This is a genomic window from Rugamonas aquatica (assembly GCF_009380215.1).
GTDB classification, from domain to species: Bacteria; Pseudomonadota; Gammaproteobacteria; order Burkholderiales; family Burkholderiaceae_D; genus Rugamonas; species Rugamonas aquatica_B.
The window spans coordinates 291,937-314,757 of the sequence record NZ_WHUG01000004.1 but is presented as its reverse complement, the minus strand read 5'-3'; the positions used below and the strand labels follow the sequence as shown (position 1 = coordinate 314,757).

Genomic DNA, 22,821 nt, shown 5'->3' with positions numbered 1-22,821 from the left:
TCGACAATTATTTTAATCCTTTTGGTAAATTCAACTTGCGGTAAGTTTATCTTTTTGGTAAGGTAATTCCATCGAATCCTCAACCGATGGAGAAAAAGATGTCCCCAGCCGCCGCAGTCCTGAGCATCACCGAAGAACGCACCTACAGCGCCAAGCTGGGTGACCGCATCATCGCCGGCCTGGCCGTCGCCTCAAGGTGGGAAGGCCTCACCAAGTACACCGACCGCTACGGCCAGCACCTGGTCGTGCTCGACGTCGACCAGCGCGTCATCACTGCATCCCCCGACCTGATCGCCCAACTGGGCCTTAGCGCACTATCGGCGCAACCTGAGTCCGACTTCACCGGCGCCATCGGTGCGCCGTACGGCGGAGGCTACTTTACCGGCATCATCACCGTCGACGGCAAGCGCTACGCGCTGATCACGGCCGGCGCCGAGGGCGAGCTGCGCGGCATATGGAATCGCGACTACAGCGGCCCTGCCGCGCCGGTGTCGCGCTGTGACGGCGCCAGCAACACACTAACGATGGTGGCGGCCGGTAGCGCGCTGGCCGCGCAGGCGATGGACCTCACCATCGGCGGACACAAGGACTGGTACATCCCCTCGCGCGACGAGCTGGAGCTGATGTACCGCAACCTCAAGCCCACCACCCAGCGCAACGCCGTCACCAGCGGTGACGGCGCCAATTCGAGCAGCCTTCCCGTTGGCAGGCTATACACCGAGGACTGCCCAGCCCAGACCATCGCCGCGAACTTCCGTACAGGCGGCGTAGACGCGCTGGCTGCCGCCTGGTACTGGTCTAGCACGCAGCACGCCTCCAGCCCATCCTACGCGTGGGGCCAGGGCTTCTACGTTGGCGTCCAGGGCTACGACCACAAGTCGTACGGAGGCCGGGTGCGTGTCGTCCGCAGATTGCCCATTTAGTCCTTCAGTAATTTTCTTTCCCGGCGCGCCGCGCCGGCTTCCTTCGCCTAACCTATGGAGCACACCATGAGCACTGCTGTAGCTGCTGCATCCCCTGCCCTCTCCCCCGAGGCCGTTCCCACCATCATCGGCGCGCCTTTCGGCGGCGGCTACTTCACCGGCATCATCCAGGTCGAAGGCAAGCAGTTCGCGCTGATCACGGCCGGTGCCGCCGGCGAGTTGCGCGGCAAGCTGCAGTCAGCGCCCGCAATGGTCGATGGCGCCAAGCACCGCGCCGACGGCCAGACCAACACGGAGGCGCTGGCCAGCGCTGGCAGCGAGCTGGCGCAGGCGGCTATGGCGCTGACGGTCAACGGGTTCAGCGACTGGTACATCCCGAGCCGCGACGAGCAGGAGCTGCAATACCGCGCCTTCAAACCCACCGCCCAGGAAAACTACGCCGACGGCGAAGACGGCATCAACCCAAGCAGCGTGCCGGTGGGCGAAGCCTACGCCGACGAGACTCCAACTCAAACAACCGTCGAGACCTTCCGCGAAGGCGGCGCAGATGCGTTGGAGGACTGGTGGTACTGGTCCAGCACGCAGCACGCCTCCTACCCATCCGGCGCGTGGAGCCAGAACTTCAACGATGGCAACCAGTACTACTACCACGAGTCGAGCGAAGGCCGGGTGCGTGTCGTCCGCAGATTGCCAATTTAGTCATTCATCAATTCGATACTCGGCGCCGCCTGCGGCGCATCCGCCAATCTGATGGAGACGTTCATGAAATTTCTCATCACCGAGCGCACTGCCGACGGCATGCGTACTTATGCAGCGATCGGCGACCTCGGCCTGCTGATCGATGCGGCGTATGACGCCGGCGCACTGGGCGTGACGGCAATGGTGCAGCCATGATCGGCTGGGCCTACCTGCTGTACCGCGCGGTGCGGCGCCACAACGCACGGCGTGCATACCGCCTGAGCGTGCAGCGCAGCCGCCAGCTGCGCGCCGAGTACACCAGCATCGGTGCGGAACTGCTCCAGGCGCTCCGCGCCCAAGGCGCGGCGGAAGAACGCATGCACCAGATCATCAGCCAAAAATAACGAGAAGGACTCGCCATGTCGTGGTTCAAGAACTTACAAATCTACTGCCTGCCAAAGAACTGGCAGATGACGGCCGCCGATCTGATCGACGCGCTGGCGCCGCACTGGTACGTGCCAGCTGAGAGCAATGACCTGATCCGCCAGGGCTGGGTTCCTCCGCGCGAGGGCGGCGACCTGGTGCACAACGTCAACCGCCAGATGCTCCTGCACCTGAGGACCGAGAAGAAGCTGATCCCGGCCAAGGCGGTTAGTCAGCTGGCCAAGAAGCGCGCACAGGAAATGAACGAGGCGCAGGGCTTCATGCCTGGCAAGAAGGCGATGAAGGAACTCAAGGAACAGATCGCCGATGAGCTGCTGCCGCGCGCGCTGAGCATTGCCGACACTACGAGCGTGTGGATCGATCCGGTCAACGGTTGGCTGGTGGTCGATGCCGCCAGCCCGGCCAAGGCCGACGAAGTCATTAAGCTGCTGCTCAAGGCGGTCGACAAGCTGCCGCTGGAAAGCCTGCGCGTGCAGCGCTCGCCGGTGGGCGTGATGACCGAATGGCTGCAGGCCGACGATGCGCCGGCCGGCTTCACGGTCGACATGGACACCGAACTGCGCGCCACCGGCGAAAGCAAGGCGGCCGTGCGCTACGTGTGCCACACGCTGGAAGCGGACGAAGTGCGCCGCCACATCGCGGCCGGCAAGCAGTGCATGCGCCTGGCGATGACCTGGGACAGCAAGATTTCCTTCGTGCTGACCGAGTCGCTGGCGATCAAGGGCATCAAGCCGCTGGACGTCATCGCTGAAAAGGAATCCAGCACCAAGAACAACGACGAGCGTTTCGACGGCGACTTCATGCTGATGACCGGTGAGCTGGCCAAGCTGATGGCCGACGTGGTCGAGGCCCTGGGCGGGGAGGCGAAAGCATGAGCGGCCACGCCAACTTCGTCGGCGCGCCGATGCGTCCGGACATCTTCACGCAGTCGGGCAACTACTTCAATTTCGTAACGCCCGCCGACTCCGTCTTCGACATCGAGGACGTCGCCCACGCACTGGCCCACGTGTGCCGTTTCACGGGCCATGTGCGCGAGTTCTATTCGGTGGCGCAGCACTCGGTGCTGGTCAGCTATGTAGTGGCTCCTGAGCATGCGCTGGCGGGGCTTCTGCATGACGCGGCGGAGGCCTTCATCGGCGACGTATCTCGCCCACTAAAAGCAATGCTGCCTGACTACAAGGTGATCGAGAAGGCCGTGGAGCACGCCGTCCTGACCCGCTTCGGCGTCAATCCGGTGATGCCGGCCGAGATCAAGACCGCCGACATGGTGCTGCTGGCCACCGAGCAGCGCGACCTGATGCCGGCAGGTGCTGGGCAGTGGGCATGCCTGGCAGGCGTCCAGCCGCTGCCTGATCCCATCACACCGCTGGCGCCGCGCGAGGCCAAGGCTGAGTTCCTGCAGCGGTACTACGAACTGGTGGCGCTCCGGAATGCCCATTTTTCCGATACCGAAGGAGGCGATTGTGACTAAGCCACCCGTCAAACCGAATCACAACTTCCGCCGTGCCATCTGGATCGAGATCGTCTTGACCTACGGCCTGTTCATCGGCCTAGCGATCTGGAACTGGTGGTAGCGCAAGACCCGCAGTTGTCGCACCCAGTACCGCCGCGCCTCGGCCGGCGGCCAACCTCTCATAACGAAAGACGATCATGACCGAAGAAGCAATTGTGGCGCAGGGCGCGCCCGAAGCGAAGGCGCAGTTTTTGGCGCAGATCCTGCGTGAAGGCGAGCTGTACGCTGGCCTGCTGCTGGGCAAAAACGGTGCCCCGGATATCCACCTGGTTCTGCTGCCGGCCAAGGCTGAAAAACTGACGTGGGACCAGGCGAAGAAATTCGCGGCAGATGCCGGCGGTGAGCTGCCGACGCGCCGCGAGCAGTCGCTGCTGTTCGCCAACCTGAAGGACGAGTTCGAGCCTTATTGGCACTGGTCGGGTGAGCAGCACGCCTCCTACCCATCCAACGCGTGGGGCCAGTACTTCTACGATGGCGACCAGGTCTACAGCCACAAGTCGAACGAAGGCCGGGTGCGTGTCGTCCGCAGATTAATCATTCAGTAATTCAGTAATTTATATGGCCCTCCATACCGAACTGCCGATCTACAAGCTGACCTACGAACTGATGTTGCTGGCCATGGAGCTGATCAAGAACATGCGCCGCGACTACAAGACCACGGTCGGCCAGAAGATCAACGCCGAGTGTCTGGACCTCTCGCTACTCGTCTACAAGGCGAACTGCGCTCGGGACAAGGTGCCTCACCTGGACATGCTGCTGGAGCGGCTCCAGGTCACGGAGCTGCTATTCCGGCTTGCCGTTGACCTGGGGCTGATCTCGAAAGGACAGTACGCCAAGGCGATCGGCATCACGGCGAAAGTCGGCCGGCAGGCCGGTGGATGGCGAAAGCACTCCGCATCGTCGCCCGCTATGTGACCGTCAAGGCCGTCATGTCTGAGCGATTTTTAAATCTGGTCGTGCCGCTGGCTCACAAGGCCACCGCCATGCACATCACAGGAACCAACCGGCGGTGTCTGGTCAGGCCTGGTGCAGTTTCCCCGCTGATCGGCCAAGGCCTTCGGTGGGGCGACGTAGATAGCACGAATAGACGCAGCACGCCTCCAACCCATCCAACGCGTGGAACCAGAACTTCAACGATGGCAACCAGAACTACAACCACAAGTCGAACGAAGGCCGGGTGCGTGTCGTCCGCAGATGAAAACGATGTGATTCCTGCGGACTTCGATCTGCAGGAGCTGGTAGTCGCGTACTTCGATTGCCGGCGCAACAAACGCAACTCCCGAAGCGCCCTGCTGTTTGAGGAGCGTCTGGAGCGCAACCTGATCGACCTGCACGACGAGCTGGCGGACGGCTCGTACCAGCCCGGGAAATCCATCTGCTTCGTCGTCACGCGTCCGAAAGCGCGCGAGGTCTGGGCGGCCGACTTCCGGGACCGTGTAGTGCACCACCTGCTGTACAACCGGATTTCCCCTCGGTTCTACAGCAGCTTTATCGCCGACACCTGCGCCTGCATACCAGGGCGCGGCACGCTGTACGCCGCCCAGCGCCTGGAAGCCAAGATCCGGAGCGCCAGCGAGAACTGGTCCAAGCCCTTGTGGTACTTGAAGTGCGACCTGGCGAACTTCTTCGTCGCGATCGACAAGCAGGTGCTGCACGCCCAGATCGCGGCGCGTGTCAGCGAGCCTTGGTGGATGCAGTTGGCCAGCACGGTACTGCACCATGATCCCCGCGAGGATTATGAGCTGCGCGGCGCGGCCGAGCTGCTCGACCGCGTCCCGCCGCACAAGCGCCTGACCAATCAGCCGGCCCACCTCGGACTTCCGATAGGAAACCTGTCGTCGCAGTTCTTCGCGAACATCTACCTCGACGCACTCGACCAGTTCGCCAAGCACCAGGTGCGATCGCGACACTATGTCCGCTACGTCGATGACTTCGTGCTGCTGCACGAGTCACCACAGTGGCTCGGCGGCGCGCTGGCGCGGATCGATGCGTTCCTACCGGAGCGCCTGCATGCGAAGCTCAATCCGACCAAGACGATCCTCCAGCCTGTGGCGCGCGGCGTCGACTTCGTCGGCCACGTCATCCGACCATGGAACACCCGTACGCGGCGGCGCACCGTGAACGAGGCGATCAGCCGCATTGCCGGTATCGACCCAGCCGACGTCTACACCTCCGCCAACAGCTACTTTGGCCTTCTGCGCCAATCAGGAAGTAGCCACCATGACCGCGCTCGCCTGGCGCGGGCCGTGCTGCAGCGCGGCCACAGCGTCAACAAGGCACTCACCAAAACCTACAGGAGGAGCCATGGGAGCAACTGAGACACAGTTGAGTGTATCGCAGCGCGCCACCGCCGAAGCATTTACGAGGGACCAGATGCTGCTGCGGGCGATCTACAAGGCGCAGAGGGTCATGCACGACGGGAGGCCGTGCTTCATCCAGCAGATGCAGGCGGGCCTCTCAGGTGGCGACGTTGAAACCACCGTCTACCTCACTGGCAGCCCGATTCCCATCCCCGCCAGCGAGATCACGCTGGCCAAGGAACCTCAATGACCATCGCGCCGCTACCGGCGCTGGAGAATAATTTATGAGCAACATGTTCCTCGATGCGGATGAGCTCCGCGAGATGACAGACCGCAAGACGCGCGTGGCGCAGCGCCGCATGCTGAACGCCCTGGGCATCGTCTACCGAATCCGCGCCGATGGCGGCTTGCTGGTGCTGCGCGCACACGTCGAGCGCGAGCTCGGTGGCGCGCCGGCCGCATCGGCCCGTAAGAAAGAGTTTGTACCAAACTGGAGCGCGGCGAATGCCTAGGAAGCGACTGAAGGAGAATGCCGGCCTGCCGGCGCGCTGGGTGTTCGCGCACGGCGCCTACTACTACCAGGTGCCGGCCGGACTGGAAAGCCGTTGGGACGGGAAGAGGAAGTTCCGCTTGGGTGCCAGCCTGCCGGAAGCCTACGCGGAATGGGCCAAACGTCTGGAGGTGGTCGACGCGGCCAAGACGATCGGCGCGCTGCTCGACCGCTACTCGCTGGAGGAGCTACCGAAGAAGTCGCCGCGCCACCAGGTAGAGCGGCGCCGTGCGCTGCGTAATCTGAAGGCGGTCTTCGGCGATGCGCCGCTGGACTGGATCCGGCCGCAGAACGTCTACCAGTATGTCGAGTCACGCAAGACTACGCGAATCGCGGCCCACCGCGCTGTCGATGCTCTGTCGCATGTGTTCACCAAGGCGGTGGAATGGGGACTGATAGATCGCCACCCTTTCAAGGGTGAGGTGCGCCTAGACGGCGAGGCGTCACGCACGCGCTACGTGGAGGATTGGGAGCTGATCGAGGTGCTTGCCCTGCCCAGCAAGCGCAAGCAAGGCAGCGTGCTGATGATGCAGGCCTACATCCGGATCAAACTGCTCACCGGCCTGGCCAGGAGCGACCTGCTCCGCTTAAACCCAACCGAGGCATTCAAGGGGGACGGCATCCACGTGACAAGGCACAAGACGGCAGGAAAAACAGGGAAGTCGACGATCTACGAGTGGAACGATGATCTGCGCGCCGCTGTGGATGCCGCTATCGCGGTTCGGTCGACGAAGGTCGAGCACCTGCTGTTCTGCACACGCGCGGGCAAAAGCTATATTCATCCGGTGAAGGAAACCGTCAGCGGTTGGGACTCGATGTGGCAGCGCTTCATGGTACGCATCATGAAGGAAACGAAGCTGGCGGAGCGGTTCACCGAGCACGACCTGCGCGCGAAGTGCGCCAGCGACGCCGAGACACTGGAACACGCACGAGCCCTACTCTCGCACGTCGACAGTCGCGTCACCGACCGCATCTACCGCCGCAAGCCGGAGCGGGTGCAGCCCGGGAAAATCGGGTTCGAATAACCCAACTCAGTTTGAATAACACAATGCTCAGTAATTGGGCATTGTGGAATTGATGCAAACCGTTGATTTTAATGTGTATTTTGGCCTGCCCAGCAGGAATCGAACCTGCGACCCTCAGCTTAGAAGGCTGATGCTCTATCCAACTGAGCTATGGGCAGATATGTTCGCAACGAGAATACGTTACGGAAATGAAAAACGGGCTGTCTCTCGACAACCCGTTTTAAAAGTTCTTGGTCGGAGTACAAGGATTCGAACCTTGGACCCCCTGGTCCCAAACCAGGTGCGCTACCGGGCTGCGCCACACTCCGAAGACAGTATTCTAACGCCTGCCCCTCCCTACGTCAATGACAGGCAGGCGATTTATTACACTGCTGAAATTTTACGCAGCCAGCTGCGCTTCCACCTTGTCGGCGATGCGGCGCGCCATCGACTGCGCATCGTCGGCGTTACGTGCTTCGACCATCACGCGTATCAAAGGTTCCGTGCCGGAAGCGCGGATCAGCACGCGGCCGCTGTCGCCCAGTTCGCGCTCGACCAGTTCCTTTTCCGCCACCATGGCGGCGTTCTTGGTCCAGTCGAAGCCCGGCGAGACGCGCACATTGACCAGCGTCTGCGGGAAGATCACCAGGTCGCCGGCGCACTGCTCCAGCGACTTGCCGGCGCGCTTCAATGCCGACAGCACTTGTAGCGCCGAGATGATGCCGTCGCCGGTGGTGTGCTTGTCCAGGCACAGCAGGTGGCCGGAGCCCTCGCCGCCCAGCAGCCAGCCCTTGTCCTTCATTACTTCCAGCACGTAGCGGTCGCCGACCTTGGCGCGCGCGAAGCCGATGCCCTTCTCTTTCAGCGCCACTTCGACCGCCATATTGGTCATCAGCGTGCCGACCGCGCCGGCCACCGGACCGGTCGCCAGGCGATCCATGACCATCAGGTACAGCAGCTCGTCGCCGTTGTACAGGCGGCCGTTGGCGTCGCACATGATCAGGCGGTCGGCGTCGCCATCCAGCGCGATGCCGAGGTCGGCGCCGTGGGCGCGCACGGCGGCCGCCATGGCGTCCGGCGCGGTGGCGCCGTGGCCCAGGTTGATGTTGAAGCCGTCCGGCTTGTTGCCGATGGCGATGACTTCAGCGCCCAGTTCGTGGAACACGTGCGGCGCGATGTTGTAGGCCGCGCCGTGGGCGCAATCGACCACCAGCTTCAGGCCGCGCAGGTCCAGTTCGTTCGGGAAGGTGCTCTTGCAGAATTCGATGTAGCGGCCCTGGGCATCGTCCAGACGCTTGGCGCGGCCCAGTTTTTCCGAGGCCACGCAGGCCATCGGCTCGTCCAGCGCGGCTTCGATTTCCAGCTCGACCGAGTCCGGCAGCTTGGTGCCCTGGCCGGAGAAGAATTTGATGCCGTTGTCCTGGAACGGGTTGTGCGAAGCCGAGATCACCACGCCGGCCGACAGGCGCAGCGCGCGCGTCAGGTAGGCGATGGCCGGGGTCGGCATCGGGCCGGCCAGCATGACATCGACGCCGGCGGCCGAGAAGCCCGCTTCCAGCGCCGCTTCCAGCATGTAGCCGGAAATGCGGGTGTCCTTGCCGATCAAAACGGTGGGCCGGGCCGAGCCGCTGCGGCTACCCGCCAGCACCTTGCCGGCCGCATAGCCGAGACGCATGACGAAGTCCGGCGTAATTGGCGAGACGCCCACCAGACCGCGGATGCCGTCAGTTCCAAAATATTTACGTGACATTGTGTGTTCTCTTTATCGTTGTAAGTTAATTCCCGCCTGCCATACCTTGAGCGCATCCACGGTTTCCGCCACATCGTGCACACGCACGATCAGCGCGCCCTGCGCCACCGCCGCCAGCGCACCGCCGACACTGCCGGCCATGCGCTGCTCAACGGGTTTGCCGGTCACCGCACCCACCATCGTTTTGCGCGACAGGCCGGCCAGCAGCGGCACATCCAGTTCCGCGATCAATCGCCCGGTGGCTTGCAACAAGGCGTAATTATGCTCCACAGTCTTGCCGAATCCAAACCCCGGATCGATGCACAGGCGACGCGGATCAATACCGGCCGCCGTCAGCGTTTCGATGCGCTCGCGCAGGAAGGCGATGACTTCGGCCACCACGTCCGTGTAACTGGGCGCCAGCTGCATGCGCTGCGGATCGTTTTGCATGTGCATGATACACAAGCCGCAGTCGCTGTCGCGCACCGCATCGATGGCGCCCGATGCGCGGAAGCCGTTGATGTCGTTAATCATGTCGACACCGGCGATGATGGCTTCGCGCATGACCTGCGGCTTGTAGGTGTCGACCGAGATGGCCGGGCCGATATCGCGCAGCGCGTACAGCACCGGCATCACGCGCTGCAACTCCTGCTCCAGCGGCAGCGGCGGCGCGCCGGGACGGCTGGATTCGCCGCCGACATCGATGATATCGACGCCGTCCAGGATCATCTGCTCTGCATGGGAGATGGCGAACTCCAGCGACTGGTGCTGGCCGCCGTCGGAAAACGAATCGGGGGTGACGTTGAGGATGCCCATCACGCGGGCGCGGGCGCGGGCGCGATCGCCCCGCCACGGATAGTTGAAACGGCCAAACTGTAATGTAGATCGCATGCGTAACCGGAAGAAAAATAAAAAAAGGGCGAGGATTGCTCCCCACCCCTCTATGCTACTGCTCAGCCACGTATCAGGCTGGTGCGGTCACGCTGGGCGATACGCCCGAGCCGCCGTCGCTAGGCGGCTGCTTGCGGATGGTCACGCCGGCTTTCGGCGCGCGCGGTTCCAGGCCAGCCATGATGTCGTTGATCTGGTCGGCATCGATGGTTTCCCATTCCAGCAGCGCCTTGGTCATCACTTCGACCTTGTCGCGGTTCTCTTCCAGCAGCTTGCGCGCCAGTTGATATTGCTGATCCAGGATGGCGCGGATTTCGGCGTCGACCATTTGCTGGGTCGCTTCGGAAATCGTCTTCGATGCGCCGCCGAAGAAGCCGTCGTTCTGGCTGTCTTCGTAGACCATCACGCCCATGCTGTCGGACATGCCGAAGCGCGTCACCATCGAGCGGGCCAGCTTGGTGGCGCGCGAGAAGTCGTTCGAGGCGCCGGTCGACATCTGGCCGACGAAGATCTCTTCAGCGATACGGCCGCCGAACAGGATGGAAATCTCTTCCAGCATCTTGTCCTTGTAGCCCGAGATATTGTCGTGCTCAGGCAACTGCCAGGTCAGGCCCAGTGCCCAGCCGCGCGGCATGATGGTCACTTTATGGACCGGATCGGCCTTAGGCAGCAGCTTGGCGACGACGGCGTGGCCGGACTCGTGGTAAGCGGTGTTGCGACGCTCTTCCTCGCGGATGATCATCGACTTGCGCTCAGGGCCCATGAAGATCTTGTCCTTGGCATCTTCGAAGTCGATCATGTCGACCAGGCGCTTGCTGCGGCGCGCGGCGAACAGTGCAGCCTCGTTGACCAGGTTGGCCAGGTCGGCGCCCGAGAAGCCAGGCGTGCCGCGGGCCAGGATGTCGGCCTTGACGTCGGTACCGATAGGCACTTTGCGCATGTGCACGTTCAGGATCTGTTCGCGGCCGCGGATGTCCGGCAGGCCGACCGAGACTTGACGGTCGAAACGGCCCGGACGCAGCAGCGCCTTGTCCAGCACGTCGGCGCGGTTAGTGGCAGCCACCACGATCACGCCGGACGAGGCTTCGAAGCCGTCCATTTCCACCAGCAGCTGATTCAGCGTCTGTTCGCGTTCATCGTTACCACCGCCCATGCCGGCGCCGCGATGACGGCCGACCGCGTCGATCTCGTCGATGAAGATGATGCAAGGCGAATGCTTCTTGGCGTTCTCGAACATGTCGCGCACACGGGATGCGCCGACGCCGACGAACATCTCGACGAAGTCCGAACCGGAGATTGAGAAGAACGGCACCTTGGCTTCGCCGGCGATGGCGCGCGCCAGCAGGGTTTTACCCGTGCCCGGAGGACCGACCATCAGCACGCCGCGTGGAATGCGGCCGCCCAGTTTCTGGAATTTGCTAGGGTCTTTGAGGAAGTCGACGATCTCGTTGACTTCTTCCTTCGCTTCGTCGCAACCGGCGACGTCGGCGAAGGTGACGGTGTTATTGGTTTCGTCCATCATGCGCGCCTTCGATTTGCCGAAGGAGAACGCGCCGCCCTTGCCGCCGCCCTGCATCTGACGCATGAAGAAAATCCACACGCCGATCAGCAACAGCATCGGGAACCAGGAAACGAACACTTGCTGCAGGAACGATGGCTCTTCCGGCGGACGCACGTCGAAGTGCACGCCGTTGTCGCGCAGGTCGCCGACCAGGCCGCGATCGAGGCCGGTGGCGGTGGCGCGCACCTTGGTGTCGTCGCTGCGGGTGGCGGTGATGGCCGTACCCTCGATCAGCACATCCTTGATCCGCTTGGCCTTGACTTCATCCAGCAGCTCGGAATAAGCGATGGTTTTGCTGCCACCTGCGGTGCCATGGCTATCGAACTGCTTGTACAGCATGAGCAGGAGCAGTACGACAACTACCCAGATGGCTGATTTGGAAAACATGTTATTCACGAAAACTCCTTGGATGCAGGGCGCATCTTTTACCTATAGCTAGAAACCCGATTTTACTCGCAATAAGCAGGCGGTGCCAGAAGCCCGCTTACGCGTGCGGCCAAACTCCAGCCGAAAAAACACATTATTTGACCAAAATACCGGTGCGATCAAGTCAAAACTGATCTTCACCGTGCCGATGTGCGGCCCGAGCGTCAAATATCAAGGGCGTCCAAGGGGGAATTCATCAGATTCCAGCGGTTGCGCCGACAACATGCCATCGGTCGGGTTTTTCAGGCCGCGCCCCAGCAGGAAAATCTCGGACGACTTGTCGCGGCTGGCCTTGGGCTTTTTCTGGATCACGGTTTTGAATTCGCGGCGGAATTTGAGCACGATATCGTTAAAACCCATGTCTTTAAAACACTTAACCAGCAGCGAGCCGGTCGGTTTCAAATGCGCCTGGGAGAATTCAATTGCCAAATCGATCAGATGCTCCATGCGCGCGGCGTCGGAATCGGGAATGCCGGACAGGTTGGGCGCCATATCCGATAACACCAGGTCAACTTTTTGACCTTTGACATGGTCCTCCAGCATCTGCAACACCTCGGGCTCGCGGAAATCGCCCTGGATGAAGTGGAAGTCGGCGATCGGCTCCATCGGCAGCAGATCGAGGCCGATCAGCGTGCCGTTGATGCCCCCGCCCTCCTTGCCGGCCAGCTTGCGACGCGCGTATTGCCCCCAGCTGCCGGGAGTGCAGCCGAGGTCGACGATGACCTGGCCGGGCTTGATCAGGTTCTCGTCCTCATCGATCTCCTTGAGCTTGAAAGCGGCGCGGGCGCGGTAGCCCTCTTTTTGCGCTAATTTCACGTAAGGGTCGTTAATGTGGTCGTGTAACCAGTTTTTGTTTAATTTCTTCTTCTTCATTCGCGTAGAATACTGCCTTTAAGGGAACCACTAAAAATATATTATGCAAAAACTTACACCTGTTGAGCGCAGCGCTCTGCGCGCCGAAGCGCATGGTCTCAAGCCTATCGTCCTGATCGGCGAGGCAGGCCTGACAGCCAACGTCCTCAAGGAAATCTCGCTGGGCCTGGACTCGCACGGCCTGATCAAGGTCCGCGTCTTCGGCGATGACCGTGAAGCCCGTGCCGAAATGTACGACACCATCTGCGAAAAGCTGGATGCGGCCCCCGTGCAACACATCGGCAAGCTGCTGGTGCTGTACCGTCCCAAGGTTGAAACGGAAAAAGCCCGTTCGACCTCCGGCAAAGGCCTGCGCGAAGTCACCATCGTCAAGCCTAGCCCAAGCGGCACCAAACGCCCGTCTGTGACCAAGGTACTGCTCAAGGGAAATGAACGCGTGACGCAAGGCGGCAATATCAAACGCGCCAAGCCACTGCAGAAGTCGACCAAGAAGAGCGCACTGGGCTCGAAGTAAGCCTGATGCATCGTCCTTTCCCGCCTGGGAAAGGACGAAACTATTATTACTGTATTACTGTATTACTGTTTCACCACCAGCCACGCGGCCAGCAAGCTCTGCACCAGGTAGATGCTGCTGGAAATGCCGTGCAACATGCCGAATTCATTCTTGGCAGCGCCTTCCATCACACCGCCCGGCCCCGCCGCGGCACGTAACGCGGCCATCATCGGTTGCAGGCCGAAGTGCGACACCAGCGTGCACCCCAGCATGGCGATGACCACCACCAGCAGCGTGCGGCGCGTCTTGGCGGCCGAGTTCGCGGCCGAACCGGCGAAGATGCCGCCCGTCTCGGCGCCCTTGCTCACCCACAGCAGCACCAGCATCACCAGCGCGCAGGCGATCGACAGCCAGGCTTGATTCTTGAACAGGCTGGCGGCGATCGTGCCGGCCAGCACCCGGTCGCTCAGCGTGGCGAACAGCGTCGGCGCGGCCAGATAGCCGACTGCCCACAAACTGCCCGCCCACAGCGTCGCGACCAGCAAACGTGTACGCGCGAGCAGCATCAGATATAACGCACTTCCAGGATTTCGTATTCGCGCGGGCCGGACGGCGCCTGCACTTCCACCACGTCGCCGGCCGACTTGCCGATCAGCGCGCGGGCGATCGGCGAGGTCACCGATACCTTGCTCAGTTTCAGGTCCGCTTCATCCAGGCCGACGATCTGGTAGGTCACTTTCGCGCCCGAATCCAGGTCTTCCAGGTCCACGGTCGACGCGAACACCACGCGGCCATCGGCATCCAGCGTGGTCGGATCGATGATTTGTGCTGCGCTCAGCTTACCTTCCAGTTCCGCGATGCGGCCTTCGACGAACGCCTGGCGCTCCTTGGCGGCATCGTACTCGGCGTTTTCCGACAGATCGCCATGCGAACGCGCTTCAGCAATCGCGTCGATCACGATACGGCGTTCTTTGGTCTTCAACTGGTGCAACTCTTCTTTCAGGAGTTCTGCGCCGAACTTGGTAAGTGGAACTGAAGTCATGTTTATATTTACTCTGTTGTTACAATGGAAAACCACAGAGGCCACGCCAACCTGCAGCGCGAGCTCTGTGGTTAAAAGGTACTGTTTCCCGTCACCGAGGCGACGAAAGAACCTTAGTGTAAGGTTTTATGCAGCCCTTGTAAATCGTACACTTGCAACTCGTCCAAATGACGGATGCCTTCGACCGCTGCTTCCGCGCCGGCGATGGTGGTGTAGGTTGTCACGCGCGAAGCCAGCGACGAGGTGCGGATCTGGCGCGAGTCCGTGATGGCGCTGCGCTTCTCTTCCACCGTGTTGATGACCAGGACGATTTCGTGGTTCTTGATCATGTCGACTACGTGCGGACGGCCTTCGACCACCTTGTTCACCGGCGTGACCGGAATGCCGGCCGCCGCGATGACGGCAGCGGTGCCCTTGGTCGCCACCAGCGTGAAGCCGATGTCCACCAGGTCGCGCGCCACTTTCACGGCGCGCGGCTTGTCCGACGATTTCACCGACAGGAACACCTTGCCCGATTTCGGCAGCTTGATGCCCGCGCCCAGCTGCGACTTGACGAAGGCTTCGCCGAAGGTCTTGCCGACGCCCATGACTTCACCGGTCGATTTCATCTCAGGTCCGAGGATGGTGTCGACGCCAGGGAATTTCACGAACGGGAACACGGCTTCCTTGACGCTGAAGTAAGGTGGCACGACTTCCTTGGTGATACCTTGTTGTGCCAAGGTCTGGCCGACCATGCAACGCGCGGCGATCTTCGCCAGTTGCAGGCCGGTGGCCTTCGACACGAACGGCACGGTGCGCGATGCGCGTGGGTTCACTTCCAGCACGTAGACCACGTCGCGCAATTCGCCGTCGCGTTCCTGCTTCTGGATCGCGAACTGCACGTTCATCAGGCCGACCACGTTCAGGCCCTTGGCCATCAGCGAAGTCTGGCGCTTCAGTTCATCGATGGTTTCCTGCGCCAGCGAGTAAGGCGGCAGCGAGCAGGCGGAGTCGCCCGAGTGCACGCCGGCTTGCTCGATGTGCTCCATCACGCCGCCGATGAAGGTGGTTTCGCCGTCGGAGATGCAGTCGACGTCGCACTCGATGGCGTCGTTCAGGAAGCGGTCCAGCAGCACCGGCGAATCGTGCGATACCTTGACCGCTTCGCGCATGTAGCGCTCCAGGTCGCGCTGCTCGTGGACGATTTCCATCGCGCGGCCGCCCAGTACGTAGGAAGGACGGACCACCAGCGGATAGCCGATTTCCTGCGCCAGCGCCAGGGCGTCGGCTTCGGTGCGCGCGGTGCGGTTAGGCGGCTGGCGCAGGCCCAGCGTGTGCAGCATCTGCTGGAAACGCTCGCGGTCTTCGGCGGCGTCGATCATGTCCGGCGAGGTGCCGACGATAGGCACGCCGTTGGCTTCCAGGTCCAGCGCCAGTTTCAACGGGGTCTGGCCGCCGTATTGAACGATCACGCCGACCGGTTTTTCCAGGTCGACGATTTCCAGCACGTCTTCCAGCGTCAGCGATTCGAAGTACAGGCGATCCGACGTATCGTAGTCGGTCGACACGGTCTCTGGATTGCAGTTGACCATGATGGTCTCATAGCCGTCTTCGCGCATCGCCAGCGCCGCGTGTACGCAGCAGTAGTCGAATTCGATACCCTGGCCGATACGGTTAGGACCACCGCCCAGCACCATGATCTTTTTCTTGTCGGTGGGAGAGGACTCGCACTCTTCATCGTAGGTCGAGTACATGTAGGCGGTGTTGGTCGAGAACTCCGCGGCGCAGGTGTCCACGCGCTTGTACACGGGACGGATGTTCAGCTCATGGCGCTTGGCGCGCACAGCCTTGGCATCGGTCTGCAGCAGGAAGGCCAGGCGGCGATCCGAGAAGCCTTTTTGCTTCAGCTTGTACAGCGTAGGCTTGTCGATCTGGTCCAGCTTCTGCGTGTCCATCCACAGTTCCAGGTCCACGATCTCTTTAATCTGGATCAGGAACCACGGATCGATCTTGGTCAGGTTGTGCACTTCTTCCAGCGTGAAGCCCTGGGCGAACGCGTCGCCCACGTACCAGATACGCTCAGGACCTGGCTCGCCCAGTTCCTCTTCGATCTTCTCGCGGTCCTTGGTTTTTTCGTTCAGGCCGTCGACGCCGACTTCCAGGCCGCGCAGCGCTTTCTGGAACGATTCTTGGAAGGTGCGGCCGATCGCCATCACTTCGCCGACCGATTTCATTTGCGTGGTCAGGTGGTGGTCGGCGGTCGGGAATTTCTCGAACGTGAAGCGCGGGATCTTGGTGACGACGTAATCGATCGACGGTTCGAACGAGGCCGGGGTCGCGCCGCCGGTGATCTCGTTGCGCAGCTCGTCCAGCGTGAAGCCCACGGCCAGCTTGGCAGCGACCTTCGCGATCGGGAAGCCGGTGGCTTTCGACGCCAGTGCCGACGAACGCGATACGCGCGGATTCATTTCGATGACGATCATGCGGCCGTCGGCCGGGTTGATCGAGAACTGCACGTTGGAGCCGCCGGTGTCGACGCCGATCTCACGCAGCACCGCCAGCGAGGCGTTGCGCATGATCTGGTATTCCTTGTCGGTCAGCGTCTGCGCTGGCGCCACGGTGATCGAGTCGCCCGTGTGCACGCCCATCGGGTCCAGGTTTTCGATCGAGCAGATGATGATGCAGTTGTCCGCCTTGTCGCGCACCACTTCCATCTCGTACTCTTTCCAGCCGATCAGCGATTCTTCGATCAGCAGTTCGGAGGTCGGCGAAGCTTCCAGGCCGCGTTTGCAGATGGTTTCGAATTCTTCTTCGTTGTAGGCGATGCCGCCGCCGGTGCCGCCCATCGTGAACGACGGACGGATGATGACCGGGAAGCCCAGCGTGCGCTGCACGGCCCACGATTCTTCCATGGTGTGCGAGACGCCCGACTTGGCCGAACCCAGGCCGATCTTGGTCATCGCGTCCTTGAACTTGGAGCGGTCTTCGGCCTTGTCGATGGCTTCCGGCGTGGCGCCGATCAGCTCGACCTTGTACTTGTCCAGAATGCCGTGGCGATGCAGGTCCAGCGCGCAGTTCAGCGCGGTCTGGCCGCCCATGGTCGGCAGGATCGCGTCCGGCTTTTCCTTGGCGATGATGCGCTCCACGACTTGCCAGGTGATCGGCTCGACGTAGGTGACGTCGGCCATTTCCGGGTCGGTCATGATGGTCGCAGGATTGCTGTTGACCAGGATGACTTTGTAGCCCTCTTCGCGCAGGGCCTTGCAGGCCTGTGCGCCGGAATAATCGAACTCGCAAGCCTGGCCGATGATGATCGGGCCAGCGCCAATGATCAGAATACTTTTAATGTCAGAACGTTTTGGCATCTTATTTTTTCTCCGTAGCTTCCATCATGCCGATGAAGCGGTCAAACAGGTAAGCGACGTCAGTCGGGCCGGGCGATGCTTCAGGGTGGCCCTGGAAGCAGAAGGCCGGCGTGTCGGTGCGGGCGAAGCCCTGCAGCGAACCGTCGAACAGCGATTTGTGGGTTACGCGGCAGTTGGCCGGCAAGGTGTCCGGGTCGACGGCGAAGCCGTGGTTCTGGGACGTGATCAGCACTTGTTTGCTGTCCAGGTCCTGCACCGGGTGGTTGGCGCCGTGGTGGCCGAATTTCATCTTCAGGGTTTTCGCGCCCGAGGCCAGGCCCATGATCTGGTGGCCGAGGCAGATGCCGAACAGCGGCAGCTTCTTGGCCATGAAGACCTTGGCGGCGGCGATCGCGTAGTCGCACGGCTCAGGATCGCCTGGGCCGTTCGACAGGAATACGCCGTCCGGGTTCAGCGCCAGCACTTCGTCGGCGGTGGTCTGCGCCGGCACGACGGTGACTTTGCAGCCGCGCGCGGTCAGCATGCGCAGGATGTTGCGCTTGACGCCGAAGTCGTAGGCGACCACGTGGAACTTGGGATCGGCCAGTTTGCCGTAGCCTTCGCCCAGCGTCCATTCGGTTTCGGTGAAGTCGTAGGCCGCCTTGACGGTGACGACCTTGGCCAGGTCCATGCCGGCGATGCCGGGGAAGGAGCGGGCCAGGTCCAGCGCTTGCGACGCCGACGGCTCGTTGCCTTGCGTGCCGACCAGGATGGCGCCGGACTGGGCGCCCTTCTCGCGCAGGATGCGGGTCAGCTTGCGGGTGTCGATACCGGCGATGCCGACGATGTTCTCGGCCTTCAGGTAATCGGACAGCGATTGGGTGGAGCGGAAATTCGACGCCATCAGCGGCAGGTCACGGATGATTAAACCGGCCGTGTGGACTTTGGTGGATTCGACGTCTTCCGGATTGACGCCGGTATTGCCGATATGCGGATACGTCAGGGTGACGATCTGGCGGCTGTAGGAAGGATCGGTCAGGATTTCCTGATAGCCGGTCATGGACGTATTAAAGACCACTTCGCCGGTTGTATGACCGGCGGCGCCGATCGAAAAACCTTTGAAAATAGTTCCGTCAGCAAGGGCCAGTATGGCTGGAACGGCAGGGCCAGAAAAAAATGGCGGCAAGGGCAACTCCTGATAAAGTTACCGTAGCTGCGCCACGTCAGACGACCGTCGTGTATCCCCCGCCGTCGCAGGCCAGGGTGGAAGGTCAATTGATGATGGAGTGAGTGGTAGTCGCTACGGTAGAGGTGAGATTGGCTAAACCTTTGAATTATAACCAAATCTCCCCTACTTGGCAATGGACCGTCAGCGAAATAGCGGCAAAAATATGCCGCCGGCAGTAGCGGTTTATTTACTTACAATATTGGATTTGGCCCGCGCCGGCGGTCCAACCGATAGCTGTGGCAAGCCCTGCCGCCCCACATACTCAGAAATAGCGACCGACAATAGTTGATTAACGCTACACCCTTGCAATTGCGCCAACTCCGCAACATCCCTGTGCAGGCTGCGCGGAATGCGGAGCGCAACTTTGCCGCTGAAATCAAATGGCTCTATCGGTTCGGCAATCGGCTGTCCGTGTGCGAGAGAAACAGCGAGCCATGAAGCGGCAACCTTATCCAGATTAAACAATGCCTCATTGGCGGTATCGCCCTCTGCAACACAACCGGGAAATTCATGGATGTAGGCAGTGTAGCCCCCTGCCTCGTCCGGCAAAAGTCTTCGAACATAAGGACGCGCGAGAATCGCCCGAACCTGGTTGTCATTTTTTCCCGTCATCACATTCTCCTCGCATATACGCTTCCCATTGGGCCACGTCATCCAGCAACGCTTGAATAATACTGGCGGCCACTCCCACTTTCACATCCACACCATGCGCAGGAATACTCAAAGGCCGCGCCAACTCGGGGTCATGCCGCCGCATATAGGTTGGCTCCTTACCGCGATTGTCCCGCTGCCTCCCGAGTGCTCTGGCCAATCCGTCAAATTCTGCCGATTTGTGGCCGCGCGGACTCCGCTGCATCGCCAGCAAGGTCTTCTTAATCTTGGCCAAATGCTTCGGAGTCATGGCATCGCAGCGATATCGCTGGCGATATCACATTATAGACATGCCGTTTGCATGCTGCGACGATTCTCCAATAGGAAATGCCGCCTGGTTTTGCGCCAGGCGGCATTCTTGTACTGCGTTCGTTTGCGGCGAAAACTTAGTTCAGCGCGGCGATACCGGCCTTGGCGACTTGCACATCCTCAGCCGACTTGACGCCCGAGACGCCGACGGCGCCGATGACGTGGCCGTCAACGATGATAGGCACGCCGCCTTCCAGCAAGCCGTCCGCCATCGGCGCCGGGGCGCTCAGGAAGGCGGTGCGGCCGTTGTTGATCATGTCTTCGTAGATCTTCGATTCGCGGCGGCCCAGCGCCGACACGCGTGCCTTGGCAGGAGCGATGTGCGACGACAGCGGCGCGGCGCCGTCCTGGCGCTGCAACCACAGCAGGTGGCCGCCGTCGTCGACGATGGCGATGACGACAGGCCAGTTGTTGGCCACAGCCTCGGCTTCAGCGCCGGCAGCGATTTTCTTGATGTCGGCAAGCGACAGGTAAGGTTTGGTTTGCATGTGCTCTTCCTTATTATTGGACCGGATATTGTACTGCGACTGGGGCCGTCCCTGTGTCAGGGCTTGCGCTTGGCTTCCAGTTTCTGTTTGATCTGCGCCATCACCTGCGCGGCGGCCTGCTCGCCCGCCAGGATGGCCTGGTTGCGGCCGGCGAAGTCGTTGCCCGCCATCTTGCCCAGGCTAGGCGCGATGACCACGTCCGCATCCTTCAACTCATACTGGTTGATGCGCTGCCCCATGATGCTGAAGGTCTGCATGATGACGTCGAGCGAACTGACGGTGGCCTGCACATCGGCCTGGGTCGAGATGTTGACGGCGATGACGAAGTCCGCGCCCATGTCGCGCGCGAAGCGCACCGGCACCGGCGCCACCAGGCCGCCATCCACATACGAACGGTTGTTGATCACCACCGGCTGGAACACACCGGGCACCGACGACGACGCCCGCACCGCCATCCCCGTATTCCCACGCTGGAACAGGATGGGCTGGCCGGTCTTCAAATCCGAGGCCACAGCGCCGAACGGAATCTTCAGCTTTTCCATAGGCTGATTGTTGACCGCCTTGTTCACATAGGTTTGCAGCGCCTCGCCTTTCAGCACGCCGGAGCTCTTGCCGAACAGCGGCACAGCCCAGTCGGAGATCGCCGCTTCGTCCATGTCCATCGCCAGCTTCTGCAACTGGAAGCCGGTATTCCCGGCCGCGTACAGCGCGCCGACCACCGAACCGGCACTGGTGCCGACCACGATGTCCGCGTAAATGCCCTGTGCCTCCAGCGCCTTGATGACGCCGATGTGTGCAAAGCCGCGCGCCGCCCCGCCGCCCAGCGCCAGGCCGATCTTGATCTTCTTGGGAGGCAGAGGCTCCGGCACCGCCAGCGGCGGTGTCGCAGGCGTCTCGATCGATGGATTGGTCTTGCAGCCGACAACTGCGGCGGCTGCGAAGATGGTCAAGGCGATAAGGGAAAGGCGGCGTGATGGCATGTAGGGGTTCAATCTGCTGGTGCTGAGTTTAGGCGCAGCAGATTGTACCCCACCTTACAAAGCGAAGATCGGCTTGCGCGTCTTCCATGCCCCGGCCGTGAAGTCGGGGAAGTCCAGCGTCTGGAAGTTCTGCGCGATCGACTGCTCCGACAGCGGCGTGATGGCGCTCCACGTCACCGCATCGTAGATATCGATAGGCATCGGCGCCCTCGCCTTCAGCGCCTCGATGAAGGACTGGATGACGAAGAAGTCCATGCCGCCATGGCCTGCGCCTTCCGCATCCTTGGCGTGCTTGCGCCACAGCGGATGGTCGTACTTGTCCTGGTAGGCCTGGAAGTCTTCCCACTGGTGCGGCTTGCTCTTGCCTTCGATGTGGATGGAATTGTTCACGTCCATCCACAGGCCGTCTGTGCCCTGCACGCGGAAGCCCAGCGAGTAAGGGCGCGGCAGCGAGGTGTCGTGCTGCAGCAGGATGGTCTCGCCGTTCTCGCAGGCCAGCGTGGTGGTGACTACGTCGCCCAGTTTGAACTGCGTCTTCGCATTCGGGCTGGCCGCGCCGCCCGGCTGCTTGACGATGTAGTCGTGCAGGCCGCGCGCCTTGGTGGCGAAGCTGTTGATGCGCGTGAAGCGGTTGCCGCGGTTGATGTTGGTGTACATCGCGCACGGGCCGATGCCATGGCTAGGATACAGCTCGCCGTTGCGCTGCACCGAATGCTCGGTGCGCCACTTGGCCTCCGACCAGCCCTTGGCGCCGAACTCCACGCCGCCGCCATACGGCTTGGCCGGATCGCCGCTGTTGAACTTCACCGCGCGCAGGTCATGCTGGTAGCCGCCCTGCAGATGGATCAGCTCTCCGAACAAACCGGAACGCACCATCTGCAGCACCGCCATCACATCGCGGCGGAAGCAGACATTCTCCAGCAGCATATACGGCGTGCCGGTCTTCAGCTGCGTGTTGAGCACATCCCAATGGTCTTGCAGCGTCACGCCGGCCACCACCTCGCAACCGACGGGCACCTTGGCCTGCATGGCGGCGATGGCCATCTGCGCATGCCATTCCCACGGCGTGGCGATGATGACGCCGTCCAGCGTGCCGGCGTCCAGCATGCGCTTGTAGGCTTGCGGATCGCGGTCCTCGCCGAAGGTCTTCGGCTTGGCCTTGCCAGACTTCTCCACCTGCTTGAGCGCGCGGCCCAGCATGATGGGTTCGATGTCGCACAGCGCGACGACTTCCACGTCATCGCGGCGCAGCAGTTCCTGCAACAGCACCTGGCCGCGCATGCCGGTGCCGATCATGCCGATGCGTACCCGCTCGCGGGTGGCGGCAAAGGCGGTCGGCATCATCAGGCTGCCGGCCAACGCTGCGCCGGCGGTCAGGAAGTCTCGTCGATTAAAAACAGATTTCATGGTGCTCC

26 protein-coding genes and 2 tRNA genes are annotated in these 22,821 nt (G+C 61.7%); 13 read left to right on the top strand and 15 right to left on the bottom strand.

What is annotated here, in order from left to right:
- Window positions 1–98 precede the first annotated feature (98 nt).
- The 12 genes from GEV02_RS12660 to GEV02_RS12610 all read left to right on the top strand — a co-directional run bounded on the left by GEV02_RS12660 (window position 99) and on the right by GEV02_RS12610 (window position 7,433).
- Window positions 99–923: an Lcl domain-containing protein gene (locus tag GEV02_RS12660; RefSeq protein ID WP_152838305.1), complete on the top strand. Its 825-nt coding sequence runs from the start codon at window positions 99–101 to the stop codon at window positions 921–923.
- Between the two features lie 66 nt (window positions 924–989).
- Complete coding sequence (locus tag GEV02_RS12655; protein ID WP_152838304.1) at window positions 990–1,622, top strand: Lcl C-terminal domain-containing protein; 633 nt, start codon at window positions 990–992, stop codon at window positions 1,620–1,622.
- 63 nt (window positions 1,623–1,685) lie between these two features.
- Window positions 1,686–1,817: a hypothetical protein gene (locus GEV02_RS33540; protein WP_268878631.1), complete on the top strand. Its 132-nt coding sequence runs from the start codon at window positions 1,686–1,688 to the stop codon at window positions 1,815–1,817.
- A complete protein-coding gene (locus GEV02_RS12650; RefSeq protein WP_152838303.1) occupies window positions 1,814–2,005 on the top strand; it encodes a hypothetical protein in 192 nt (63 codons plus the stop codon). The genes GEV02_RS33540 and GEV02_RS12650 overlap by 4 nt, the downstream gene beginning before the upstream one ends.
- 15 nt (window positions 2,006–2,020) lie before the next feature.
- Complete coding sequence (locus GEV02_RS12645) at window positions 2,021–2,920, top strand: recombination-associated protein RdgC (protein WP_152838302.1); 900 nt, start codon at window positions 2,021–2,023, stop codon at window positions 2,918–2,920.
- Window positions 2,917–3,516, top strand: a complete 600-nt coding sequence (locus GEV02_RS12640) for a metal-dependent phosphohydrolase (protein WP_217433129.1) — start codon at window positions 2,917–2,919, stop codon at window positions 3,514–3,516. Before GEV02_RS12645 ends, GEV02_RS12640 begins: the two co-directional genes overlap by 4 nt.
- A 179-nt stretch (window positions 3,517–3,695) precedes the next feature.
- Window positions 3,696–4,103, top strand: a complete 408-nt coding sequence (locus tag GEV02_RS12635; RefSeq protein WP_152838301.1) for an Lcl C-terminal domain-containing protein — start codon at window positions 3,696–3,698, stop codon at window positions 4,101–4,103.
- Window positions 4,104–4,116: 13 nt separating this feature from the next.
- Window positions 4,117–4,473 (top strand): four helix bundle protein, encoded by a 357-nt coding sequence (locus tag GEV02_RS12630; protein WP_152838300.1) that lies wholly within the window; start codon window positions 4,117–4,119, stop codon window positions 4,471–4,473.
- A 266-nt stretch (window positions 4,474–4,739) separates the two neighbouring features.
- Window positions 4,740–5,876 (top strand): RNA-directed DNA polymerase, encoded by a 1,137-nt coding sequence (locus tag GEV02_RS12625; RefSeq protein WP_328595800.1) that lies wholly within the window; start codon window positions 4,740–4,742, stop codon window positions 5,874–5,876.
- A complete protein-coding gene (locus GEV02_RS12620) occupies window positions 5,863–6,108 on the top strand; it encodes a hypothetical protein (protein ID WP_152838299.1) in 246 nt (81 codons plus the stop codon). Before GEV02_RS12625 ends, GEV02_RS12620 begins: the two co-directional genes overlap by 14 nt.
- 34 nt (window positions 6,109–6,142) lie before the next feature.
- Complete coding sequence (locus GEV02_RS12615; RefSeq protein WP_235922752.1) at window positions 6,143–6,370, top strand: DUF4224 domain-containing protein; 228 nt, start codon at window positions 6,143–6,145, stop codon at window positions 6,368–6,370.
- On the top strand, window positions 6,363–7,433 hold the full coding sequence (locus GEV02_RS12610; RefSeq protein WP_174999079.1) for a site-specific integrase: 1,071 nt from the start codon (window positions 6,363–6,365) through the stop codon (window positions 7,431–7,433). The genes GEV02_RS12615 and GEV02_RS12610 overlap by 8 nt, the downstream gene beginning before the upstream one ends.
- A gap of 81 nt (window positions 7,434–7,514) precedes the next feature.
- On the opposite strand, the gene GEV02_RS12605 is transcribed toward GEV02_RS12610, so the two are convergent.
- The 6 genes from GEV02_RS12605 to GEV02_RS12580 form a co-directional block, all read right to left on the bottom strand.
- A tRNA-Arg gene (locus tag GEV02_RS12605) sits at window positions 7,515–7,591 on the bottom strand.
- A 73-nt stretch (window positions 7,592–7,664) separates the two neighbouring features.
- Window positions 7,665–7,741, bottom strand: a tRNA-Pro gene (locus GEV02_RS12600).
- A 71-nt stretch (window positions 7,742–7,812) separates the two neighbouring features.
- A complete protein-coding gene (gene glmM / locus GEV02_RS12595; protein ID WP_070359118.1) occupies window positions 7,813–9,162 on the bottom strand; it encodes a phosphoglucosamine mutase in 1,350 nt (449 codons plus the stop codon).
- A gap of 12 nt (window positions 9,163–9,174) precedes the next feature.
- Complete coding sequence (gene folP / locus GEV02_RS12590; RefSeq protein ID WP_152838298.1) at window positions 9,175–10,032, bottom strand: dihydropteroate synthase; 858 nt, start codon at window positions 10,030–10,032, stop codon at window positions 9,175–9,177.
- 73 nt (window positions 10,033–10,105) lie between these two features.
- Entirely contained in the window at window positions 10,106–11,980 is a 1,875-nt protein-coding gene (gene ftsH, locus GEV02_RS12585) for an ATP-dependent zinc metalloprotease FtsH (RefSeq protein WP_152838297.1), read from the bottom strand.
- Between the two features lie 210 nt (window positions 11,981–12,190).
- Window positions 12,191–12,892, bottom strand: coding sequence for an RlmE family RNA methyltransferase (locus GEV02_RS12580; RefSeq protein WP_152807304.1), 702 nt, complete (start codon window positions 12,890–12,892; stop codon window positions 12,191–12,193).
- A 43-nt stretch (window positions 12,893–12,935) separates the two neighbouring features.
- Here GEV02_RS12580 and GEV02_RS12575 point away from each other — a divergent pair, with 43 nt between their 5' ends.
- Entirely contained in the window at window positions 12,936–13,406 is a 471-nt protein-coding gene (locus tag GEV02_RS12575) for a YhbY family RNA-binding protein (RefSeq protein ID WP_117009902.1), read from the top strand.
- A 62-nt stretch (window positions 13,407–13,468) separates the two neighbouring features.
- On the opposite strand, the gene GEV02_RS12570 is transcribed toward GEV02_RS12575, so the two are convergent.
- From GEV02_RS12570 to GEV02_RS12535, 9 genes are all read right to left on the bottom strand, one after another.
- A complete protein-coding gene (locus GEV02_RS12570) occupies window positions 13,469–13,951 on the bottom strand; it encodes a DUF4149 domain-containing protein (protein ID WP_070269461.1) in 483 nt (160 codons plus the stop codon).
- Entirely contained in the window at window positions 13,951–14,427 is a 477-nt protein-coding gene (gene greA / locus GEV02_RS12565) for a transcription elongation factor GreA (RefSeq protein ID WP_008447358.1), read from the bottom strand. The genes GEV02_RS12570 and greA overlap by 1 nt, the downstream gene beginning before the upstream one ends.
- A 113-nt stretch (window positions 14,428–14,540) precedes the next feature.
- Window positions 14,541–17,771 carry a carbamoyl-phosphate synthase large subunit gene (gene carB / locus GEV02_RS12560; protein ID WP_152838296.1) on the bottom strand — a complete coding sequence of 1,077 codons (3,231 nt, stop codon included), beginning with the start codon at window positions 17,769–17,771 and terminating at the stop codon, window positions 14,541–14,543.
- 1 nt (window position 17,772) lies between these two features.
- Window positions 17,773–18,936: a glutamine-hydrolyzing carbamoyl-phosphate synthase small subunit gene (carA, locus tag GEV02_RS12555; protein WP_070359116.1), complete on the bottom strand. Its 1,164-nt coding sequence runs from the start codon at window positions 18,934–18,936 to the stop codon at window positions 17,773–17,775.
- A gap of 225 nt (window positions 18,937–19,161) precedes the next feature.
- The gene (locus tag GEV02_RS12550) at window positions 19,162–19,590 is read right to left on the bottom strand and encodes a toxin-antitoxin system HicB family antitoxin (RefSeq protein WP_174999078.1); all 429 of its coding nucleotides are present in this window, start codon (window positions 19,588–19,590) and stop codon (window positions 19,162–19,164) included.
- Window positions 19,574–19,879 carry a hypothetical protein gene (locus tag GEV02_RS32850; RefSeq protein WP_174999077.1) on the bottom strand — a complete coding sequence of 102 codons (306 nt, stop codon included), beginning with the start codon at window positions 19,877–19,879 and terminating at the stop codon, window positions 19,574–19,576. The genes GEV02_RS12550 and GEV02_RS32850 overlap by 17 nt, the downstream gene beginning before the upstream one ends.
- A gap of 136 nt (window positions 19,880–20,015) precedes the next feature.
- Window positions 20,016–20,426: a GlcG/HbpS family heme-binding protein gene (locus GEV02_RS12545; RefSeq protein WP_008447352.1), complete on the bottom strand. Its 411-nt coding sequence runs from the start codon at window positions 20,424–20,426 to the stop codon at window positions 20,016–20,018.
- 56 nt (window positions 20,427–20,482) lie between these two features.
- On the bottom strand, window positions 20,483–21,406 hold the full coding sequence (locus GEV02_RS12540) for a patatin-like phospholipase family protein (protein ID WP_152838294.1): 924 nt from the start codon (window positions 21,404–21,406) through the stop codon (window positions 20,483–20,485).
- Window positions 21,407–21,460: 54 nt separating this feature from the next.
- Window positions 21,461–22,813: a Gfo/Idh/MocA family protein gene (locus GEV02_RS12535; RefSeq protein WP_152838293.1), complete on the bottom strand. Its 1,353-nt coding sequence runs from the start codon at window positions 22,811–22,813 to the stop codon at window positions 21,461–21,463.
- Between the last annotated feature and the right edge of the window lie 8 nt (window positions 22,814–22,821).

Excerpts from the sequence above, each read along its gene's own strand:
- GEV02_RS12660 (WP_152838305.1), top strand. The coding sequence starts at position 99 with ATGTCCCCAGCCGCCGCAGTCCTGAGCATCACCGAAGAACGCACCTAC.
- GEV02_RS12655 (WP_152838304.1), top strand. The coding sequence starts at position 990 with ATGAGCACTGCTGTAGCTGCTGCATCCCCTGCCCTCTCCCCCGAGGCC.
- GEV02_RS33540 (WP_268878631.1), top strand. The coding sequence starts at position 1,686 with ATGAAATTTCTCATCACCGAGCGCACTGCCGACGGCATGCGTACTTAT.
- GEV02_RS12650 (WP_152838303.1), top strand. The coding sequence starts at position 1,814 with ATGATCGGCTGGGCCTACCTGCTGTACCGCGCGGTGCGGCGCCACAAC.
- GEV02_RS12645 (WP_152838302.1), top strand. The coding sequence starts at position 2,021 with ATGTCGTGGTTCAAGAACTTACAAATCTACTGCCTGCCAAAGAACTGG.
- GEV02_RS12640 (WP_217433129.1), top strand. The coding sequence starts at position 2,917 with ATGAGCGGCCACGCCAACTTCGTCGGCGCGCCGATGCGTCCGGACATC.
- GEV02_RS12635 (WP_152838301.1), top strand. The coding sequence starts at position 3,696 with ATGACCGAAGAAGCAATTGTGGCGCAGGGCGCGCCCGAAGCGAAGGCG.
- GEV02_RS12630 (WP_152838300.1), top strand. The coding sequence starts at position 4,117 with ATGGCCCTCCATACCGAACTGCCGATCTACAAGCTGACCTACGAACTG.
- GEV02_RS12620 (WP_152838299.1), top strand. The coding sequence starts at position 5,863 with ATGGGAGCAACTGAGACACAGTTGAGTGTATCGCAGCGCGCCACCGCC.
- GEV02_RS12615 (WP_235922752.1), top strand. The coding sequence starts at position 6,143 with ATGAGCAACATGTTCCTCGATGCGGATGAGCTCCGCGAGATGACAGAC.
- GEV02_RS12610 (WP_174999079.1), top strand. The coding sequence starts at position 6,363 with ATGCCTAGGAAGCGACTGAAGGAGAATGCCGGCCTGCCGGCGCGCTGG.
- glmM (WP_070359118.1), bottom strand. The coding sequence starts at position 9,162 with ATGTCACGTAAATATTTTGGAACTGACGGCATCCGCGGTCTGGTGGGC.
- folP (WP_152838298.1), bottom strand. The coding sequence starts at position 10,032 with ATGCGATCTACATTACAGTTTGGCCGTTTCAACTATCCGTGGCGGGGC.
- ftsH (WP_152838297.1), bottom strand. The coding sequence starts at position 11,980 with ATGTTTTCCAAATCAGCCATCTGGGTAGTTGTCGTACTGCTCCTGCTC.
- GEV02_RS12580 (WP_152807304.1), bottom strand. The coding sequence starts at position 12,892 with ATGAAGAAGAAGAAATTAAACAAAAACTGGTTACACGACCACATTAAC.
- GEV02_RS12575 (WP_117009902.1), top strand. The coding sequence starts at position 12,936 with ATGCAAAAACTTACACCTGTTGAGCGCAGCGCTCTGCGCGCCGAAGCG.
- GEV02_RS12570 (WP_070269461.1), bottom strand. The coding sequence starts at position 13,951 with ATGCTGCTCGCGCGTACACGTTTGCTGGTCGCGACGCTGTGGGCGGGC.
- greA (WP_008447358.1), bottom strand. The coding sequence starts at position 14,427 with ATGACTTCAGTTCCACTTACCAAGTTCGGCGCAGAACTCCTGAAAGAA.
- carB (WP_152838296.1), bottom strand. The coding sequence starts at position 17,771 with ATGCCAAAACGTTCTGACATTAAAAGTATTCTGATCATTGGCGCTGGC.
- GEV02_RS12550 (WP_174999078.1), bottom strand. The coding sequence starts at position 19,590 with ATGACGGGAAAAAATGACAACCAGGTTCGGGCGATTCTCGCGCGTCCT.
- GEV02_RS32850 (WP_174999077.1), bottom strand. The coding sequence starts at position 19,879 with ATGACTCCGAAGCATTTGGCCAAGATTAAGAAGACCTTGCTGGCGATG.
- GEV02_RS12545 (WP_008447352.1), bottom strand. The coding sequence starts at position 20,426 with ATGCAAACCAAACCTTACCTGTCGCTTGCCGACATCAAGAAAATCGCT.
- GEV02_RS12540 (WP_152838294.1), bottom strand. The coding sequence starts at position 21,406 with ATGCCATCACGCCGCCTTTCCCTTATCGCCTTGACCATCTTCGCAGCC.
- GEV02_RS12535 (WP_152838293.1), bottom strand. The coding sequence starts at position 22,813 with ATGAAATCTGTTTTTAATCGACGAGACTTCCTGACCGCCGGCGCAGCG.